The following is an 18077-nucleotide window of genomic DNA, read 5'->3' as shown; positions in this document are numbered from 1 at the left end:
TACTATGTAGATCTTTTTATGGAAAACTAAACTGTAGATCTTTTTAGTCTGGAAAAGTGAACTACCCTCATTAAGGTAACTGAGCTTAATGAGGGTTTTTTATGGTGTTCGTTGTCAAATCATCTTCTATCGAAGTACCTAGAATCCATCCTTATTCATCATCCGAAACTCCCATCCTTTTAAAGGGCTATCCTACTTTTTACAGCTCTGATTACCAGTATCTGATGCCTGTTAATCTCTGGATGAACTACCTCGTTAATGGAAGGAAATCAAAAGACCTAAACTCCGCGGTAAGAGCGTTGAAACGATATTGGAGCTTTCTGGAAAAAAACGAATTGGATTGGGATGTTTTTCCTAAATCAAAGTTTCTCCGGCCTACATACAGATTTAGAAATGACGATCTCTTAGCAAACGCGAGAGCCGGAAACATCCGATTTTCAACCGCCTCTCTTTATATGTTGCATGTCATTAAGTTCTACGAATGGTGTATTGCCAATCAGGTTCTTGATTTATCCGAGGATGAAAAGCCATTTGAATACGAGCTGGTTAAAGTTCGTAATCAGGGGATGATGAGCCATTTACGCCCCCACTTTCTCGTCACCAGCACAGATCTCCGCATTCGAATTCCCAAGAAGGCAGATATCCAATCTCTTAATCCACTGACTAGAGATGAATTAGCATACTTCGGGCGAGCACTCTCCCATTTTGGGATTGAATTCATCATCCATCAGCTCCTACAAATTCACTCAGGGTTGAGGATTGAAGAGGCATGTACGTTTCCCCTTTCTACCGCTATAGAGGAGTTGGGCACCCTTTCGTACTCAGAAGTGAATATTGGCCCAGTGAACGGCGTTGCTACCAAGTATGGCAAAGAGCGAAAGGTTGAAATTCCAAGCAAACTAGCCGCGATGATTAACGCCTATGCAAACTCGAATCGCAGAAAAAAGCGTCTAAAGGGAAAAGAAAGTGCTTTTTTGCTCGTCACCAAAAACGGGACTCGATTTACATCGAACAATGTTCATCAGTCCTTTCGACGCCTCAAAGAAAGGATTCAAGAAGAATCCGGTAATCCATTCAATCATAAAAGCCACGATCTCAGAGCGACATACTGTACCTATAGATTGTCATCTTTACTGGAGCACGGCTTACAAAAAGATGCAGTACTGCAAATGATGGCTTGGATGGGACATAACAACGAAACAACGACATGGAAATACGTGGACTATCTGGAGCGAGAAAAAACCGTTCAAAGCGCTACCAGCCTTCTTGATAAGATTCTTGAAGAGGCAATTTATGAAGAAGCCTGAACACAGAGAAGATCTGGTTCTTACACTAAAAATCGGAATTGAACACCTCGTTAACTTTGACTTTAATCGGTTTCGGTTTTTGAGTGCCCCAGGTAAAAGACAATTGGAGAATGCAGAGTTCGCATACAGAGATGTACAGGTCGAACGTTGGTTTAATGTGATTGCAGAGTCACAAGAACTTAGAGATAAAACCAAACACGGCTACGCCATAGATCTGGCTAGATACCTTGCTTTTGTTGATTTAAAGGGATTGGAACCTGAATCAGAAAAAGCCGCTCATGCTTGGGAAAAACATTTAGTTGAAAAGGTGCGACTCGGTTCGATCAGAACCAATACAGCCCAGAAACTGAATAGCTCGATTAAATGTTTACTCAAGCTGCTAGAGCACCCCGTGGAGCAATGGTTCTCCCCATTTGGGCTTTTTAGGAGCGAAGTACTCCCAACCACAGCATATTCTGATAAAGAGCTAAAACTCCTTCTGCGACTCATCTATCCTCTATTTAACCAACTCTACCGTCAAATCATTAAATCACCAGAGTTGCACCTCTTTGCTCAACCCAGAGACTTCACCGCGGAGGTTGAACTGAAGGGGAAAAGAATAGAAGTCGCTGGAACCGCAACTAAGTGCTTCACTCTAGGTTATTTTTTGATGTCTTATTTTACTTGGGCTAATGCAACCACGCTTTTAAGCATGCAGAAGTTTAAGCACGAAAACCTAAGTAAAAACCTTGTGTACTCTCAGAGTGTGCTGAAATCCCGAGCCAATAAGTACGTCACAATATCAATTGGTGATAACAATGTTCAGCACGTCCCAAAGCACGCTTTGAAATTCATCGAAAAGCTACTCAAACTAAGTAATGAAATTGCACCCGAAAGCGAACATCTCTTCTTCCGCGTCGGTCGTGGCAAGTTCACAGCACTCGAGCAATACCATCTCAGAGATACAACCAACTGGATGCTAGAGCACTTCAATCAAATAGATGACTATGGAAAGCCTCTTCGTCCTATGGCTAAACGTTTCAGAGCGTCTGGCAGTGCCAGATTTCTTGACCTAACCGGAGATGCTTTAGGTACCGCGTCTTTGCTCGGAAACACCCCTCAAACACTGAGCCGACATTACACAAAAGGCAGTCCAATCGAAAATCAAAAACAGCTTCAGGCTGCGACCTACACATTGGAAGCCGTTGCTCGTTGTTCCGATATTTCAGAATCAAAAAACTACGCTAAAAAGCAATTAGATGTAGAGGTATTGCCCTATGAAGCGTTTCTCAACAAATACTCAGAGAGCAACAAACATCCCCAAACGACGGTAATCGGTTCTGGTTGCAAAGACCCGTTCGGCAGAGAAGCAGAGCAGTACCGGAGAAAAATGAACTTCAGCCCGAAAGACTTGGAAGTTGACCACCTAGCATGCTCCGACATACTCAAATGCTTTAGCTGCCACAACCAAGTTATCGTCGAGGAAGTTGACGACATTTGGTGTCTGATGAGTTTTAAGCAATCCATTGACGACTCCCTTGCTGATCATATCGATAGCTCACAGTTTGAGAGAAATTTTCGAGACCTACTTGAGAAGTTAGACCTCGCTATTTTCAAGGTTGAACCCGCAGTGAGAAGAAAAGCGCAACAAAAGCTTCGAAAAGAAGGGCGTCACCCGCTGTGGCCTGATGGCATGAATTATCTCTTCTAGGAGACAAGATGAGAGTTTTGTTGGATCTACCAGGAAACGTTCTCGATGAAAATCAGAATGGGTATTATCAAGTTGTTGAATTATATGAAAACAAGAATTTCAAACAACTCAACGAAGTTGTAGTAACCAAGGATTACTCTGGAAAAGCCGCAAGCTATTTTGGCGATCAATCCTGGAACTTATCTGCATATATCGATAGAAAAATAGCGAACAAGTCCTATATCGCTTTTTATGATATCAAATCCCCTGAGCTAGCTGACGAGCTGAAACTCATCTGTTTTTCGTGGTTATATACCCCTTCAGGCCGCACGAGGTCTTCTCCCCTCAAGCCATCCACAATCATCGCCTTGCACAGTAAGCTGCTTCAAGTTTACAAATTCCTAGATAGGCTCAGACTCGGCAGCATCGCACTTCTTTCACACCCAGTGCTGTTTTGTGAGTTTTGCAACCACATCAATGAATTGCGCTATAGCCTCGGCAATACTATGCAAATTTTCAGCGCCCTTAAAAAGGTTGAAAGATCATCAAAGTATCTGCCGATCCGCCTCATCATGCCAACAGATCAAAGTTCAGTAGGTCTCGCAAAAGAACATTGCTGCCCAACGAAGAATACCGCGGACCAGTTTTACGCTATACCTACCCAGATAATGGAAAAGATTTACGCCCATTCCATATCTTTTGTAGAAGAACTCCACCCACATAGAGAACTTCTCAGCGATCTCGCTAGAGACCTGAGGAAGAACTATGAAATGGGAGAGAAGTTTGTCGATAGAAAAATTGAATCAGGGACTTGGAAATGGTTAAACAAGGAATCACCAGAATACCGAATTGAAGTAAACAAAGCCAAGCCGATGAAGTATAGGGATATTATTGATTCTTATCTCTGTGGCACCCAACTTGAAAAATATCGAGTAGCCAAAGAAGGTGACATTCGATGTTGGCTGACAAAAATACTTGTTACTTGTTACTTAGCATGCGCAGCATTCACAGGCATGCGTAAAAACGAGCTGTATGGACTGCACGCAGATAGCTTTAAATCTCGGTCCTTTAACGGAAAAACAATCCATACCTTGCAATCTACTCACCACAAGATGACACAGGGTCGAGGAAATATTACGGAGTGGGTCACGTCACCAATATCAAGAAAAGCTATTGAACTGGCAGAAGCAGTCTCTCGAAACATGAGAGAGCAACTACTACTTAGTTTCGACCCAATGAAAAACTACGAAGCGAGCTGCTTGTGGCTATCTCAGTCAAAGAAAAGCAAACCACCAAAAGTTTTTGATGAATACAACCTGCGTTGCCACTTCAAGTTTATCGCTAAAGAAGCCGGTGCCATCATTGATGAGCGAGCACTGGATGAATTCAAGCTCATCAACCCGAACAGAAATCCTCTTCATGCAGAACAAAAGATTAGTATTGGGAAGCCATGGCCTCTGACTTCACATCAACTTCGAAGGACATTTGCTGTATTCGTTCGACGTCACAACCTATGCTCTCTGATAGCCGTGAAAGACCAGTTCAAACACCTCGATATTCCTACTTCAGACTGGTATGGACAGGGAAGCAATGCAGCGTCATTGCAAAGCATAGAGATGGACCAAGACCTAAAGCTACTCATTGAGGAAGTAGCTGATGAGGTAACAACCGACAATTTTTACCGCTGGTTCAATAGCTCTGAGAAGCTGTATGGGAAACGCGGTATCGAAATCATGAAAGAACGAAACCAAATCCCACAAGACCTTAAATCCTGGGACGAAATAAAAGAGCAGGTCAAAGCGGGCCGCCTGACAATGGTTGGAACATTACATTCATACTGTTTGGCTGGGTATGAATGTCGAATGGATAAAGTGACATCACCAGCTAACTGCTTCAAATGTGAAAACCAACTAATCGACGAAGAAAAAGCGCAACACTGGGTCCAAAGACACAAATGGACAACCGAGCAGGTTATCTATCTCGACAGTATCAATAGGCTCTCTCTATCGGCACAGAGCCATTACATCACCCAGATAAGAGCCACTGAAAGAGTGATGCACTATTTCAAAATCCCTTTTGAGCGATTCGATGAGTTTGGAGAAGACAATGGGTAAGTCAGAGCTAACACGCATCAAGCTAGAAGAAGCACTAGAGCGCATTTTGTCTGGCCATCCGATAATCATCCCAAAGGAACAAAAACTTTCGGTAAAAGCCGTTGAGGAAGAAGCAGGGTTGGGTAGTGGGTCGGTTTACTACTACAAAGACATCGTAGAAAAGATAAAGAACTGCAACTTAAAACTCTCTTCGAAATCTGAACCTTCAAATGCTTACGAAGATAAGATTAAGAAGTTACGCGAAAAACTGAGTAAAGAGGTACGTCTGAAAGACAAGTACCGTTCTGAGATTGAAGAGTTAAAACATCAGTTATCGAGCATGGCCAGTCAACATAATCAATTGGCGCTGACCATACAGCAGTATCAATACAAAGTGGGCGAGCTAGAAGCAGAAGCATCGAAGGCAATACAGAAAATATCCAAACCTCTCTCTAACTAAATGCATCCACTAAAGAAGCAGGCTTAAACAACGTATTGCCATGACGACTTACAGAGGTTGCTAACTTACCCTCACGAACCATTTTTCGTAAAGTCATGCGTAGCAACTGAGGTTGCATATTACCAAGCTCATCAAAACCCTCTTGCTTAGCTCCCCACTTCTCTATTCTTAGAGGAGAAAACGCCATAGGGTACTCACTAAAAAAGCGCTCCAATAATCGTTCAGTTTGCTTTTCGCTCACACTCCAAACCATTGTGTAGAAACTTTCAGTGTCCAGATGCACTGCGTCTTCAAGGAAAGCAATTCGTTGCTCGAAATCACTAACTATCTCGGTCTGTTCTTTAGCTTGGGTATCAATAAGTTGAGCGAACTCGACTCCAGCAAATTTCGACACTCTTAGACCAAACCTCTCCCAAGGAATGACCACAATCGCCATTGCTCCGCCAAACAATAGTAAATAGGTGGATAGTTCAAGATCCCTTGGTGAAGGGAATGTACTTGGACTAACGAAATGAAGAAAAGCTGCGCCCAGACACCCAAAGATAACGACCGAACAGATAATCCCAACGAACAACCTTGTGAGCATGCCAAAGGGTTCAATTTTGCTCTGTCCCAACTCCTCTTCTGGCTTGGAAAAATCCGGTTTGTTAATCACCATCGTTCTCCATGTCATCCCAGAAATCTGAATCGAGTTCTTTGATTTCCACAACTCGTGCGGTTTGCATTCCGAGGCTATAGTCGTAGATGTATTTGGCAAGCTGGATACCATCAATCAGAACGAGGTTGGTGCTGCCGTTCAGTTCTTGCGCGTACCGCTTTGCATGCTCAGTAAAACGGGATGTAGTGATGAATACCCCCTTATTGGATTGAGCAACTGCGAGTGCGCCAACGAACCGCTGGATATCTTCTCGGCTGATGGAGTTATCTCTCGCGTATCGCTTGGCTTGAATATAGATCCGGCCAAAACCGAGTACATCTTCTTTAATGACGCCATCAATGCCACCATCATGGCTAGACTTAGTCACCGTTACAGCATTCTCGACTTGGCCACCGTACCCCATTTTACTGAGTAGCTTAGCCACAAGGTGTTCGAAATCACGAGGGGTCTTAGACAAAATAGTATCTAATATCTGATCGTACCGTTCGGACAATATTTCCTGATACGCGCTTTCTAGTGCTTCAGATGGTGTTGTGTCCGTTGAGTCATTCACAAGCTCAGGTAGAGTCTCTGAGCGCTCTCTAAGCTTCTCCAACCTGCGCTGTTCTGCTTTTTCTTTTACGTAAGGGTGAACGTCTTGGGGACGGCTTAGAAAGCTTCGTCCAAGTTCAGTGATTTGATAAACACCGCGCTTTGGTCGCTCAAGAAGGTTACTGGCTGCCAAAGCACTTAATGCCCAAGTAATACGGTCCGGAAACACTTTGCCATTACCAGACGCATACTCTAAGAGTGCATCTTCATCAGATACATTCATCGCTTTCGCCAAAGGTACTTCGGCATGTCGCCATTTCTGTGCGCCATTTTCAGCAAAATACGCCAGCGCATAAGGCATAATTTCGTTATATTTTGGTAAATTCATCGTCATCCCTTAAAACCCACCCACAAATGTATCCACGAACCCTTTGAACTTATCCGTTAAACGGTCGACGAGCTTTCTGCGTTGCATCAAGGTTGGTTTGGTTTCCAGCGTTCCAGCGAAGTCATCGCGTAGTGGCATTTCTTCGCTTAGCTCGTAGCGGTTTACCAGAATCTCCAGCTTGTCTTTGTTTAGCTGTTCTTCCTTGGCAAGCTTTTCTAGTGCTTCACGCTTTTCTCGCTCCCAGAAGAACTCAAACTCTTCTTCAACATCGGCATGTGCTGGGATGCCTTCGAGATGGTCATTCATGAACTTCTCGATAAGGGCCTTTTTGCTGAGAAGTGTTGGATCTGACCCGATTAGGTTGGCAATAACCTGACGTTTACGGGCTTTCTCTTCTGTGCTTTCTTCTTCGTGTAACTCTCTCAGCAAGTGAAGGATGTAACCAACATTCACTTCATCACGGTGCATCAGTTCAAGTTCGAAATCCACGTCATCAAGAATTGACACCTTCTCCCTCGTCGAATTCTCACGTAGCTGACGGTTGAGATCGGCGTATTTACTGGTGAAATCTTGGAACTCCTGCTCGCTCATCGCAGTTGCTTCCATATCGAAATCAGCAAAGTTTCCGAGCATGTTTTTTAAACGCATCAGTTCACGGAACTGCCGCACAAACCAAGCCTGAGCCTCTTCATCAGGTAAATTGTCGACGGCATCTACGGTTGGCGTGATCGCAATGAGTGCGGCATATGCCTTATCAAAATCAGCCATAAGCTCATCGTAAGATGGCATTTCAATCACTTCGATAGGCTGCTTGTTAGAGAACATTTTGAACGCGTCATCAGCCGCTGTTTTTAGATTGCGGAAGCACACCACATTGCCGTGAGACTTGGTTTCATCAAGTAATCGATTAGTGCGCGAAAAGGCTTGAATCAGACCATGATGTTTTAAGTTTTTATCGACATACAGAGTGTTTAGCCTTGGTGCGTCAAAGCCGGTCAGGAACATATTCACAACGAGCAGAATGTCGATTTCCTTCGCTTTTACCCGCTTGGAGATGTTCTTGTAGTAGTTGTAGAAAGAATCCCTGTCTTTGGTGGTGTAGCTGGTGCCAAACATCTTGTTGTAGTCACCAATGAAAGACTCCAGCTTATCGCGGCTATGCAGCTTTGCTGCTTGGTCGTCATTGAGGTATTTAGCTGCAGCCTCTTTGATTTCACTTTCATCGCCGTTGCCAAGTTCATATTCTTCTTCCTCATTAGCTTCAAAGCTGAATATGGTGGCAATTTTCAGGTTGTGATTACCCTCTGCCTTTTTCTTAGCGAATAACTCGTAATACTGAATGAGTTCAGGCACGCCTGATACACAGAACATCGCATTGTAATCACGGCTGTGCGTTTTACGGCGGTGATGCGCGATAATGTAGTCGGTAATCTTTTCTAAACGTGCAGAGGAGCTCAGAAGTTCTTTGGTATCGATGTCTTCTACTTCGATATCCAAATTGTTGTTCGAACCATCTTTGTACTGGTAACGGCCGACGTATTCGATAGCAAACTTAAGCACATTATTATCGCGGATCGCATCCACAATCACATAGGGGTGCAAGCATTCATCGAAAAGGTCTTTGGTGGTTCTTTTAATGGAGTTTTTGGCTACCGCGTTACGAGCAAAAATAGGCGTGCCGGTGAAGCCAAACAGCTGAGCTCCATTGAAGAACTCCGTGATGTTCTTATGCGTATCTCCAAACTGGCTACGATGACATTCGTCGAAGATAAAGACGATTCGCTTATCTCTCAGTGCTTCCATCTCATTCAAATAACGTTTCTTTGTCACCACGTTATTGAGCTTTTGCAGGGTGGTCACCACAAGTTTGGTATTTCTATCCTTGTTAACCTTCTTACCCTTGATTGCCTTATCGAGCAGTTGATGAAAGAGCACTCGTGTGTCATCCGTACTATCAACACACCCTTTAGCAAACGCATTGAATTCAAGAGCCGTTTGGTAATCAAGGTCTTTACGGTCAACCACAAACACCACTTTGTCGACATGGCTCAGAGAGGTCATGATTTGCGCAGCTTTGAACGACGTCAGAGTTTTCCCTGACCCTGTGGTATGCCAGATGTATCCATTCGACGTTGACGAATTCACACGTTCGACAATCGCCTCTACCGCATAGAACTGGTAAGGGCGCAGCACCATCAAGTATTTACCCGTCTCATTCAACACAATGTATTTGGTGAGCATGGCGGTAAGGTGTGACGTGGTCAGAAAGGCGTTTGCAAAGTCATGCAGTTGACTGATTTTCTTGTTGTCAAAATCCGTCCAATCAAATGTCTGTTTGGCAGACATTTCACTGTTGTTGGAGAAATACTGTGTATTCACCCCATTAGAAATCACGAACAGCTGAATGTAGTTAAACAGACCGTGGTTGGCATGGTAGGAATGCTTTTGATATCGCTTTACTTGGTTAAATGCTTCTTTTAGCTCAATACCACGACGCTTCAATTCAATTTGAATCAAAGGCAGCCCGTTCACCAATACCGTTACGTCATATCGATTGGTATAGGTACCTTTCACGGTAATTTGTTGAGCGACTTGGAAGACGTTTTTGTCAGAAGCATTAAACAGCAAGGTGATGTGGCGGCTATCGCCGTTATCCAAGGTCACATCAAGCTGCTCACGCAGTGTTTTAGCCTTGGTGAATATGTTCCCTTTTTCCAGCTTACCCAGAATCTGACGAAACTCGGTATCAGAAAACGCACAGCCGTTGACTGTCTCAAGCTGGGTTTTGAGGTTTGCTTCTAGCGCGGCATTGTCTTTGAGCTGCACCACCTCAAAGCCTTGGGTGTTGAGCTGCGCAATCAAATTATCTTCGAGTTGTTGTTCTGATTGATAAGCCATTTTTCTGGGAACGTTCCTAACCAATAGAAAAGAAAAACGGCTCTGAATACTCAGAGCCGAAAACAGCACGTTAAACGAACATCTGCTGCAGTAAGCCTTTTTTGAATTCTTTTGTTTGCTTGATTTGCTCTGACACACCATCGATTTTTTTATCAATAGCTTGCAGAAATTCAGCGATTTTTTGTTGTTCTTTTAAATGGGGAACTGTGAGCTTTATATCATCAAAAAACTCTTTCACGCTGACATTCAAAAGGCCATGGTTTCTCGCACCCTCTTGTGCAATTTTAGCAATTTCACGATTTAGCATGCCAGCATCAAAATACTGCTCGAAGTAAGCTTCGTTATATCCATTTTTTGGTCGGAAGCAAATGTACAACGTTGAAACAACACCTTTGCTGTACTGCTTCAGAGGCTTAATCGCCCCCATCGGATAGCCTTTGGAGTAACTTTTGTTATAGGCAAAATCACCTTTTTCAAGAAGGTAGTAACCTGTAACATCCTTTGCAGAGACGGACTTGTTAAAATACTCCAGTTGACTAACCAAACCTTTTTGAGCAGATATCGTTAGAACGTTTTCGTTATTTTCTTTGTTTTTGGTGATTACTCGTGTGAATGCATCTACAAAATGCTTTTCTTCCCAATCAGGAAACGCATTCCCATCGTCATCTTTAAAGCGAATTTTTTGACTGAAAATCTGTTGCATCACACCCTTTTTGTAATCTTTGAGCAGGCGATGCTTTTCAGTGAGTTGGCTGATTTTGCTATCTACAGAACTAAGGAAGTTTGCGATTTTTTGTTGTTCTTGACAGTCCGGAACCAACACTTCTAATTGTCGAAGATCTGCTAGTGAAATTTCTTGGAATGTACTTCCTTTAGACACAGAATGTATTCGACGTTTGAGCCTAAGAGTCCGAAGCTCTTCTTGTATATATTTCGCGACAAAACCTTTTTTCAACGATATACGAGCTGTGCCCTGCGTAAGATTAGCAACGGTTAAGGACTCTGGTACAATCCTAGAAATACCTATATTACCCCTCAACGAAAAAACTATATCTCCAGAAGTCACTTCAGAGCGGGAATACTTTTTTGCAATTTCGGGGCTAGTACATTCAAGTCTGCTTAAAATCAGTTCGGAATTTAAGTCTGTACTTTTAATGTATGGCATTCCACCTTCAAAATTTGGCCCTGCCTGCACTATTCCATACGATATTTTTTTCTTTGTAATGCTTTCTAAAGATTCTAGTGAAGGCTTTCTATCAAAGCCTTTAAATCTCAAACGAGGATGCAGGTCTGTCATCGTTTCACCTCAAACGGCACATCAATTCCCAACTCTTCGCAAAAACCCTTAACTTCCATATCAGTCGTCAATATTTTCCTATCAATACTCACCAATGCTGCTGAAACCACAGATAAATCAACTATTTCCTCTTCCTCAAACGTATCCACGTAGCGCGGAATGTTAAGGTTATAGTCGTTTTCTTTCAGCTTTTTCGGTGACGCAACAAAAGCAAACTTGTCGATATTTTTACGTGTACTGATTGCATCCCAAATACGTTTCAAATCCGCGTCACGCATTACGTTGTTGTTTGTGCCCTTTTCGAAATACTGACTGGCATCAATGAACAAAACGTCATCATCGGCTTTGCGGTTTTTCTTCAACACCAGCACGCAAGTAGGAATTGATGTGCCAAAGAAAATATTGGCAGGCAGGCCAATCACCATATCCAGATAGTTCTTTTCTTTGATCAGGTGCTGGCGAATATGCCCTTCTGCCGCGCCACGGAACAGTACACCATGAGGCAATACCACCGCCATAGTGCCGTTGTCATCCAACTGGTGAATCATGTGCTGAACAAACGCAAAATCCGCTTTTCCTTTCGGTGCCAATTTACCGTAGTCAGAAAAACGTTCGTTGTTTAGGTGAAGCGGATTTGCAGACCAGTCAGCAGAAAACGGGGGGTTGGCAACTACCGCACTGAAGCGTTGTTCAATGTGAGCAGGTTGCTCCAGCGTATCGTCATTTTGAATATCGAAGCGGCTGTAGTGAACATCGTGCATGATCATGTTCATACGCGCCAGATTGTAGGTGCTTGGGTTTTGTTCTTGGCCGTAGAACTTCAAATCAGGGTTATTGGCTTCTTTCGCAACACGCAGCAATAATGAGCCAGAGCCACAGGTCGGGTCATAAACTGACTTCAGGTTTGGGTTGTCCATAGTGACAAGCTTGGCCAATAGCTTGGACACCATTTGCGGCGTATAAAACTCACCCGCTTTTTTACCCGCACCGCTCGCGAACATACCAATCAGGTATTCATAGGCATCACCCAGAATATCGATTTCACTGCTTTCCAGGTGGAAATCGATGTTGTCTAGGTGCTCCAGTACTTTGGCAATCAGCTTATTACGCGCATCCGGCGTTTTACCCAGCTTATTTGAGGTAAGGTCTAACTCATCAAACAGTCCATTAAAATCGTCTGCACTGTCTGCGCCCATGGTGCTGTTTTCGATGTCGTTCAATACATCACGGACGTCATCCAGGATGAACTCACCATCAACACCGGCTTGCGCGACAACATGGAAAAGCTCGGAAGGTTTGAAGAAATAACCCAGCTTATCCAACGCTTCTTCTTTAATTGCACCCAGTATTTCTTTGCCTTCATCAGTTTTTTCATCAACCTGAGCAAACTGGATACCATCTTCCGACAGCAACTCATCCGCATAACGGTTCAGTTTGTCAGAAAGGTACTTATAGAAGATAAGCCCAAGGATGTAGTCACGGAAATCGTCGGCAGACATGTTGCCACGAAGGGTGTTAGCGATGTTCCAAAGCTGTTTTTTCAGCTCTTGTTGGTGTTGTTCAACCATTGGGTTTGACTCTTAAGTTCTGAGGTCTGTCTGAAATTATTCGCGGATTATACATGGAATAGGACAGGACGCTTTTGCGCCCAATCCAACTTCCTGTTGATAGTCTTTTGAATGGTAATTTTATCGCCACTCGCTAAAGCGAGTGCTTATACCCTGAGTAAAAGCTACGGCCATTAGCTCTGAGTAAACTCGTTTACGTTGCTTCATCAATCGAGTTTGTCTTGAGTGGCAGAAAATTCTCACGTATTCATCAAACTCGCTCGGTGTAACCCAAAAATACAAAGTCTGGTCACCAATGAACACATGCATTCTCTTCGTTGCGCGATTTTTCTTTATACCACGCGCCGTTTCAAAAACCCTTTGTACTAACTTTTTCAAGCACCTTTTCCGCAAAGCCACGTCATCTGTCGAGCCTTTGCCAAAATAGCAACAAAAGTCTTTGTAGAGCTTTTGGCTGATGTAGAGCTGAGCGTTGGAAGATTCATTACCAAAGTAATAAGGGTGGCTTCCAGTTAGTTTTTTTACTCGCTCTTCGATTGCAACATGTTCTAAGGTCATAGTGTCCTCCTTTGTAATAATGACGATGGATTACCTCTCTTTTTTTCCTAAATTAATGGCTGTTCAGAACCCAAAGCTCTTCAACAACCCTTCCAGCACTTTCTGAGACTCAGCATATTGATGCTTCATCTCATTTAGCTTTAGAAGCTCTTTGCTAAGATCGACTTTCGTCGCCTCTACCTCTGTAATGATGTAGCGTTTTACATTCAGTATGTTTTCGTTACTTGCAATCTCTTCTCGGCTTACCGCTCGATAGCGTTTATCTTGGGGGTGAACACCTGCTACAAGCTCTGAGATTGCTTTTGCATCTTCAGTGCCAATTTCTCGTAGAGGTCCTGTAGAAACCCCAAAATCACTAGCGTCTACAAAGTTCACAACACCCTGCATTTCTTTCTGCTTGTTGAGTACAAGAATCGCAGGAGCTATCGACGTGAACTCCAACAATTGTGGTGGTAGCGCAATAATCGCTTCTACAACATCAAGCTCAATAAGCTTTTCCCGAACTTTGCCATCATAGCCACCACGGAACAGCCATCCCTGTGGTAGAAGTAAATATGCTTTACCTTCGTTATTTAATTGGCTGAGTGCCAGCTGAACCCACAATACGTCTCCCGCACTGGCAGGAACCGAACTACCTGGGTCAACAAGCAAATAGTCAACTTCTGCGAGAGAGCGGCGCTGATCAGCAGAGAACTTCAATGCAAAAGGTGGTTCCATAACCACAACATCCACACTTTCCTGCTCTGCACCATGTGTATCCGTCAGTGAATCTTTACTTTGAACGACAAACTGCTCTCGATTGTTCAGAATGAGCATTCGCTCAGCCATAATCGCAGCATGTGCATTGAATTCGTTTAGGTAACCAGCTTTAGGGTTTAGCTCACTTGCAATTTGAGCCAGTCCGCAAGCCCCATCGAATAGCGTTTTGTTCTCGCAGTTACCCACCAACGCTTTAAATAATTCTGTTGTACTGTGATTAGCACTATCTGCAATATCGCTAATCCGGCTTTTGAAGCGCTTTAGCTCTTTCAGCCCAACAACAAAGTCCGAATAGGCATTGCTTGCAGATAAAGCCAAAACAAAGCGGACAACAAGATACAGACCCTTTTTGTAGATTCGATGCTCTTGCGGAGCTTCGAACAATTCGCTTTTCAACAACGGAAACTTTTGCTTAACGGCAACTGCAGCTTCCTTTAATTGCTGATATGCGTGCTCCTCTTTTTCGTCCTCTAACTTTTTAAGCGCTGAAGGCTCGAGCTTTGTTAAAAATGCAGTAAAGACCAATAGCTCAGTGATATGGCTGACTTCCATTGTTCCGCGCAGTTCATCGAATAAAGCGTGCAGATCTTTTTTGATGTTTGTCATTTAAGCTCCCCCTGAATCAGCTTGTTCAAGCAGGCATCTACAACTAAACGCTGTTGATTTGCCAACGTTAGTGCATCGCTAAATGCCTTATTTCTGGCCGAAAGCAACGCCGCTACCTTCTTCTGTGTATCAAGGTCAGGTAGTGGTACTTCAAGTTTGCCAAACGAAGCTTTGCTTACATTTTTAATGCTACTACCAGTTGAAGCACCCTCCAGCAAAGCTTTCCCTGCTGCGCTGTTTAAGTAAGCCACTAAAGCTTCGCCAAGCAACACATCTGGATTTGTCCGAACGACCAGAAAGTTTGCAGAAGCCAAAACGGTTAATTTAGAGGCATCACTTGAAACGTAAGCAGTCCTAATTGAGTTACCTTTTGCTAGGACAACTACATCACCCTCTCGGATCACAAACCTGGAGACATCTTTTTCAGGAGAGACCCAAACATCACTTAACTGTTCGACATCAATTTCTCCAAGGTTATTAATAGAACTGCCAGCCAGAAGTTTCATCGGTACCAGTCCATCTTCACTTTTTGAGCTGTAAAGGCTATTTGTAGCCCCTGTGCTCAGATCGGAAACTAACCCTCCAAGAACCATCATTTTCACGTTCGTTTTCCCTCTACGATTCTCAATATGTGCAAATCGTAGAGGGAAAACTAATTTTAGTCAATGATTATTTAAATCGTTTTTAGTCTACGATTTTATTGGGTGTGAGGTGGGGACGTTTAGAGACTAGCAAGCTTGAATGTAGAAAGACGCTCAATATCCTCAAGCTATTATTGTGTCGCAGTTGAGTGCATAAGTTTACATCTCAAAAGAATCAATGACTTGCTGCCTAAATCCGTTAATCTTAATTGAGATATTCCTTACTACATCGTCGCTAACAACCTTTAAGGCATCGATTGAACAAACCCCACCTAACAGCAACTCTCTTTCCCTCCCACAGGGCTTGGCATCACTAGCCCACAAGTTTGAACCCATGGTTATTACGCTAGCAAGTGACTGGTTGCTGTCTGGCAAACAAGCATATTCTTCGGGAAGCTCTTCAATCACTCGATGCGCAAAATCGGTGAGTCGCTCTTCGGACAAGGTAAAGAGCCAAGCTTCGTTGTTTGGTTCGCCATTGACTCGCAGTATTCGACCTAGCACTTGCCTAAAGTAGAGCTCCGTTTTTACAGTGCTGAGATGACAACAAACTTGAAGTCTTGGAATATCAGTTCCTTCGCTGATCATCCCTACGCTTACAATCCACTTTGTTTTCCCTGAGCGAAACGCTCTGATTTCATTGAGTGGATCATCATGTCGATACGTCACTAAGCTCGCTGTTTGGCCAAGTTCAGACACAAGTAATTGGTGAATCTCATTCGCATGCTTGACGGATGAAGCAACAACTAGGCCTGCGGCATTAGGGTTTTGTAGCCGAATTTCTTCAAGCTTTTTACATCCTTGGCGCAAGACATACTTTATCGCTGATTTCTGAAAAATCAGGTACGAGTACGGGAGGGATTCCTCAGCAAAAAACGCTTTAAAGGAGGTATATCGTTTTACGTCATTGTCTCTCTTGAGCGTGATGTCGTTGCTGTCGATAAGCACAAGCTTTGGGCGTCGACATACGCCATCAACAACGGCGTCATAAAGACCGTAACTGTAATCAACCATGAGCTTCTGGTCAGGGGTTGAGTACGAAGAGAGCGTAATAGGTGTTTTATCAGAGCGCCATGGAGTACCAGTTAGCGCAAGTGTATACGTTGCATGCTCTTGAATGTTGGTGAGTACCTCTAGCCCCCACGCATTTGCGTCTAAGAAATTTGTTCCGGCGCAATGGTGGATTTCATCAAAGACCACAAGCACTCGGTATTTTTTGAATATGCGCCAAAAATCCTCATGGAAATAGAGTAACCCTTGGTAAGTGTACGACCCTCCAACTGCGCCTATGCTCCCATTAAAGCTGCAATCAAGCACCCAACCAAACGTACTTTTCATTCCCTCAGCCACTATCAGTGAAGGGGAAAAGCAAAGGACATAATCGATCAGGCCTTGATTGAATAAACGACTTGCAACGTTTGCGGCCATCACCGTTTTCCCAGCTCCAGGCGTAGCTAAACAAAGAAAGTGACTGCCTTTTCCAGACTCATATTTTTCAATCGCAGCGTCAACGCACTCTGCCTGCCAACGTCTCAACATAACTCGAGGTTTTTCGGATGGTGCATGATGAGGTTATTGATAGCTTCAAGATCACCCTGAAGGTTTTTGGCACGTTGCCGAGCACTGTGAAAGAACGTTTTTATGTATTCGGCCTGCTCTGGAAATGATGAAATAAGTGCCTGATATTTTCCCATCTCTCGCAGCGTTAAAGAAAGCTCAGCTTCAAACTGAACAAGCTCCCCTTTCAGCTTTTTTAAGAATTCAGACTCACCTGTTACAACACAAGAAACCGCTATATTCGTTTGTATCTCAGGCAAGCTCCCTCTTGCAAAAAAGGTTGAACTAAAGAATTTTTCAGTTTTTCTGTAAGCAGACTTCCGACTCCCTTTATCTACTTTTTGTAGATACCCTTTATCAGTCAGCCGCAAAATTTGCCTGTAGAGAAACTTCCTTGCCTCCGTAGGATCCGTAAAAGACGGACTTTCAGCCATTAATTCGGCCCTCAGCTCCGTAACAGTAAAATGATCTAAATCCTTTTTGATCAGAAGGTTGTAGATATGCGCATTTATTGCCACAGGCTTTGACACCGATTCATCCTCTCATAACTATAAACTTAGGATTGCTAAGTATACAGGGATAGTTAAAACTTAGAAAATCTAAGTCAACTTGGATCAGACGATGATTACTCAGTGGGAAGAGAGAACCCGATACCAATTCGCCTTAAAGAGGCTAGGCAAAAAGCAGGGATTACCCAAAAAGACTTGGGGATCAAAATTGGTATGGAGCCCAGTTCAGCGAGTGGTCGAATGAATCACTACGAAAAAGGGCGACATACACCTGATATTGGGACACTCCAAAGAATGGCCGATGAACTCGGGGTTCCGCTGAATTACTTTTTCTGTGAGGATGAAGTGAGTGCAGAGTTGGCTTGTTTAATTGGGGCTCTTACCAAGGAGCAAAAAGACGAGCTGATAAAGCAGCTAAAAAGCCAGAAAAAGCTCCCTGAATAAGTCTGGAAAATTGGTTTTCCAGACTCTTATTTTTTTCAAAAAATTCTCGTTTTTTCTTACTTTTCTGGAAAATCCATCTAGGCCACGCCACACTTGAGTTTCCAGACATTTTCCAGAACTGTATATAAATAGTA

General features: G+C 43.4%; 16 protein-coding genes. 5 read left to right on the top strand and 11 right to left on the bottom strand.

What is annotated here, in order from left to right; all coding sequences use genetic code 11:
- Positions 1-101 precede the first annotated feature (101 nt).
- The 4 genes from LRP50_RS24405 to LRP50_RS24390 are packed head-to-tail and all read left to right on the top strand — an operon-like array spanning position 102 to position 5529.
- Entirely contained in the window at positions 102-1307 is a 1206-nt protein-coding gene (locus tag LRP50_RS24405) for a site-specific integrase (RefSeq protein WP_274167021.1), read from the top strand.
- Positions 1294-2997 (top strand): hypothetical protein, encoded by a 1704-nt coding sequence (locus tag LRP50_RS24400; RefSeq protein ID WP_274167020.1) that lies wholly within the window; start codon positions 1294-1296, stop codon positions 2995-2997. The genes LRP50_RS24405 and LRP50_RS24400 overlap by 14 nt, the downstream gene beginning before the upstream one ends.
- A gap of 8 nt (positions 2998-3005) precedes the next feature.
- The gene (locus LRP50_RS24395; RefSeq protein ID WP_274167019.1) at positions 3006-5090 is read left to right on the top strand and encodes an integrase; all 2085 of its coding nucleotides are present in this window, start codon (positions 3006-3008) and stop codon (positions 5088-5090) included.
- Complete coding sequence (locus tag LRP50_RS24390; RefSeq protein ID WP_274167018.1) at positions 5083-5529, top strand: hypothetical protein; 447 nt, start codon at positions 5083-5085, stop codon at positions 5527-5529. The genes LRP50_RS24395 and LRP50_RS24390 overlap by 8 nt, the downstream gene beginning before the upstream one ends.
- Here the strand turns inward: LRP50_RS24390 and LRP50_RS24385 are convergent.
- The 10 genes from LRP50_RS24385 to LRP50_RS24340 form a co-directional block, all read right to left on the bottom strand.
- Positions 5522-6187, bottom strand: coding sequence for a hypothetical protein (locus LRP50_RS24385; RefSeq protein WP_274167017.1), 666 nt, complete (start codon positions 6185-6187; stop codon positions 5522-5524). The two genes, LRP50_RS24390 and LRP50_RS24385, sit on opposite strands and share 8 nt — an antisense overlap.
- A complete protein-coding gene (locus LRP50_RS24380; RefSeq protein WP_274167016.1) occupies positions 6177-7106 on the bottom strand; it encodes a restriction endonuclease in 930 nt (309 codons plus the stop codon). Before LRP50_RS24380 ends, LRP50_RS24385 begins: the two co-directional genes overlap by 11 nt.
- A 9-nt stretch (positions 7107-7115) precedes the next feature.
- Positions 7116-10004, bottom strand: a complete 2889-nt coding sequence (locus tag LRP50_RS24375) for a type I restriction endonuclease subunit R (protein WP_274167015.1) — start codon at positions 10002-10004, stop codon at positions 7116-7118.
- A 70-nt stretch (positions 10005-10074) separates the two neighbouring features.
- Complete coding sequence (locus LRP50_RS24370; RefSeq protein WP_274167014.1) at positions 10075-11301, bottom strand: restriction endonuclease subunit S; 1227 nt, start codon at positions 11299-11301, stop codon at positions 10075-10077.
- Complete coding sequence (locus tag LRP50_RS24365; protein WP_274167013.1) at positions 11298-12869, bottom strand: type I restriction-modification system subunit M; 1572 nt, start codon at positions 12867-12869, stop codon at positions 11298-11300. Before LRP50_RS24365 ends, LRP50_RS24370 begins: the two co-directional genes overlap by 4 nt.
- Positions 12870-12989: 120 nt before the next feature.
- Positions 12990-13427 (bottom strand): hypothetical protein, encoded by a 438-nt coding sequence (locus tag LRP50_RS24360; protein WP_274167012.1) that lies wholly within the window; start codon positions 13425-13427, stop codon positions 12990-12992.
- A gap of 63 nt (positions 13428-13490) precedes the next feature.
- Entirely contained in the window at positions 13491-14792 is a 1302-nt protein-coding gene (locus LRP50_RS24355; protein WP_274167011.1) for an N-6 DNA methylase, read from the bottom strand.
- A complete protein-coding gene (locus LRP50_RS24350; RefSeq protein ID WP_274167022.1) occupies positions 14789-15388 on the bottom strand; it encodes a restriction endonuclease subunit S in 600 nt (199 codons plus the stop codon). The genes LRP50_RS24355 and LRP50_RS24350 overlap by 4 nt, the downstream gene beginning before the upstream one ends.
- Before the next feature lie 204 nt (positions 15389-15592).
- Positions 15593-16972 carry a DEAD/DEAH box helicase gene (locus LRP50_RS24345; protein WP_274167010.1) on the bottom strand — a complete coding sequence of 460 codons (1380 nt, stop codon included), beginning with the start codon at positions 16970-16972 and terminating at the stop codon, positions 15593-15595.
- Positions 16966-17520, bottom strand: a complete 555-nt coding sequence (locus LRP50_RS24340) for a hypothetical protein (protein WP_274167009.1) — start codon at positions 17518-17520, stop codon at positions 16966-16968. Before LRP50_RS24340 ends, LRP50_RS24345 begins: the two co-directional genes overlap by 7 nt.
- Before the next feature lie 102 nt (positions 17521-17622).
- Here LRP50_RS24340 and LRP50_RS24335 point away from each other — a divergent pair, with 102 nt between their 5' ends.
- Entirely contained in the window at positions 17623-17943 is a 321-nt protein-coding gene (locus tag LRP50_RS24335) for a helix-turn-helix domain-containing protein (protein WP_274167008.1), read from the top strand.
- Here LRP50_RS24335 and LRP50_RS24330 read toward each other — a convergent pair.
- Positions 17879-18077: hypothetical protein (locus LRP50_RS24330; protein ID WP_274167023.1), on the bottom strand; the 199-nt coding region annotated here is incomplete at its 5' end. The two genes, LRP50_RS24335 and LRP50_RS24330, sit on opposite strands and share 65 nt — an antisense overlap.

Source organism: Enterovibrio gelatinilyticus, from assembly GCF_028683095.1.
GTDB classification, from domain to species: domain Bacteria; phylum Pseudomonadota; class Gammaproteobacteria; order Enterobacterales; family Vibrionaceae; genus Enterovibrio; species Enterovibrio gelatinilyticus.
Note: the sequence above shows the minus strand (reverse complement) of the source record. Positions and strands in the feature narration are given on the sequence as shown.

Excerpts from the sequence above, each read along its gene's own strand:
- LRP50_RS24405 (WP_274167021.1), top strand. The coding sequence starts at position 102 with ATGGTGTTCGTTGTCAAATCATCTTCTATCGAAGTACCTAGAATCCAT.
- LRP50_RS24400 (WP_274167020.1), top strand. The coding sequence starts at position 1,294 with ATGAAGAAGCCTGAACACAGAGAAGATCTGGTTCTTACACTAAAAATC.
- LRP50_RS24395 (WP_274167019.1), top strand. The coding sequence starts at position 3,006 with ATGAGAGTTTTGTTGGATCTACCAGGAAACGTTCTCGATGAAAATCAG.
- LRP50_RS24390 (WP_274167018.1), top strand. The coding sequence starts at position 5,083 with ATGGGTAAGTCAGAGCTAACACGCATCAAGCTAGAAGAAGCACTAGAG.
- LRP50_RS24385 (WP_274167017.1), bottom strand. The coding sequence starts at position 6,187 with ATGGTGATTAACAAACCGGATTTTTCCAAGCCAGAAGAGGAGTTGGGA.
- LRP50_RS24380 (WP_274167016.1), bottom strand. The coding sequence starts at position 7,106 with ATGAATTTACCAAAATATAACGAAATTATGCCTTATGCGCTGGCGTAT.
- LRP50_RS24375 (WP_274167015.1), bottom strand. The coding sequence starts at position 10,004 with ATGGCTTATCAATCAGAACAACAACTCGAAGATAATTTGATTGCGCAG.
- LRP50_RS24370 (WP_274167014.1), bottom strand. The coding sequence starts at position 11,301 with ATGACAGACCTGCATCCTCGTTTGAGATTTAAAGGCTTTGATAGAAAG.
- LRP50_RS24365 (WP_274167013.1), bottom strand. The coding sequence starts at position 12,869 with ATGGTTGAACAACACCAACAAGAGCTGAAAAAACAGCTTTGGAACATC.
- LRP50_RS24360 (WP_274167012.1), bottom strand. The coding sequence starts at position 13,427 with ATGACCTTAGAACATGTTGCAATCGAAGAGCGAGTAAAAAAACTAACT.
- LRP50_RS24355 (WP_274167011.1), bottom strand. The coding sequence starts at position 14,792 with ATGACAAACATCAAAAAAGATCTGCACGCTTTATTCGATGAACTGCGC.
- LRP50_RS24350 (WP_274167022.1), bottom strand. The coding sequence starts at position 15,388 with ATGATGGTTCTTGGAGGGTTAGTTTCCGATCTGAGCACAGGGGCTACA.
- LRP50_RS24345 (WP_274167010.1), bottom strand. The coding sequence starts at position 16,972 with ATGTTGAGACGTTGGCAGGCAGAGTGCGTTGACGCTGCGATTGAAAAA.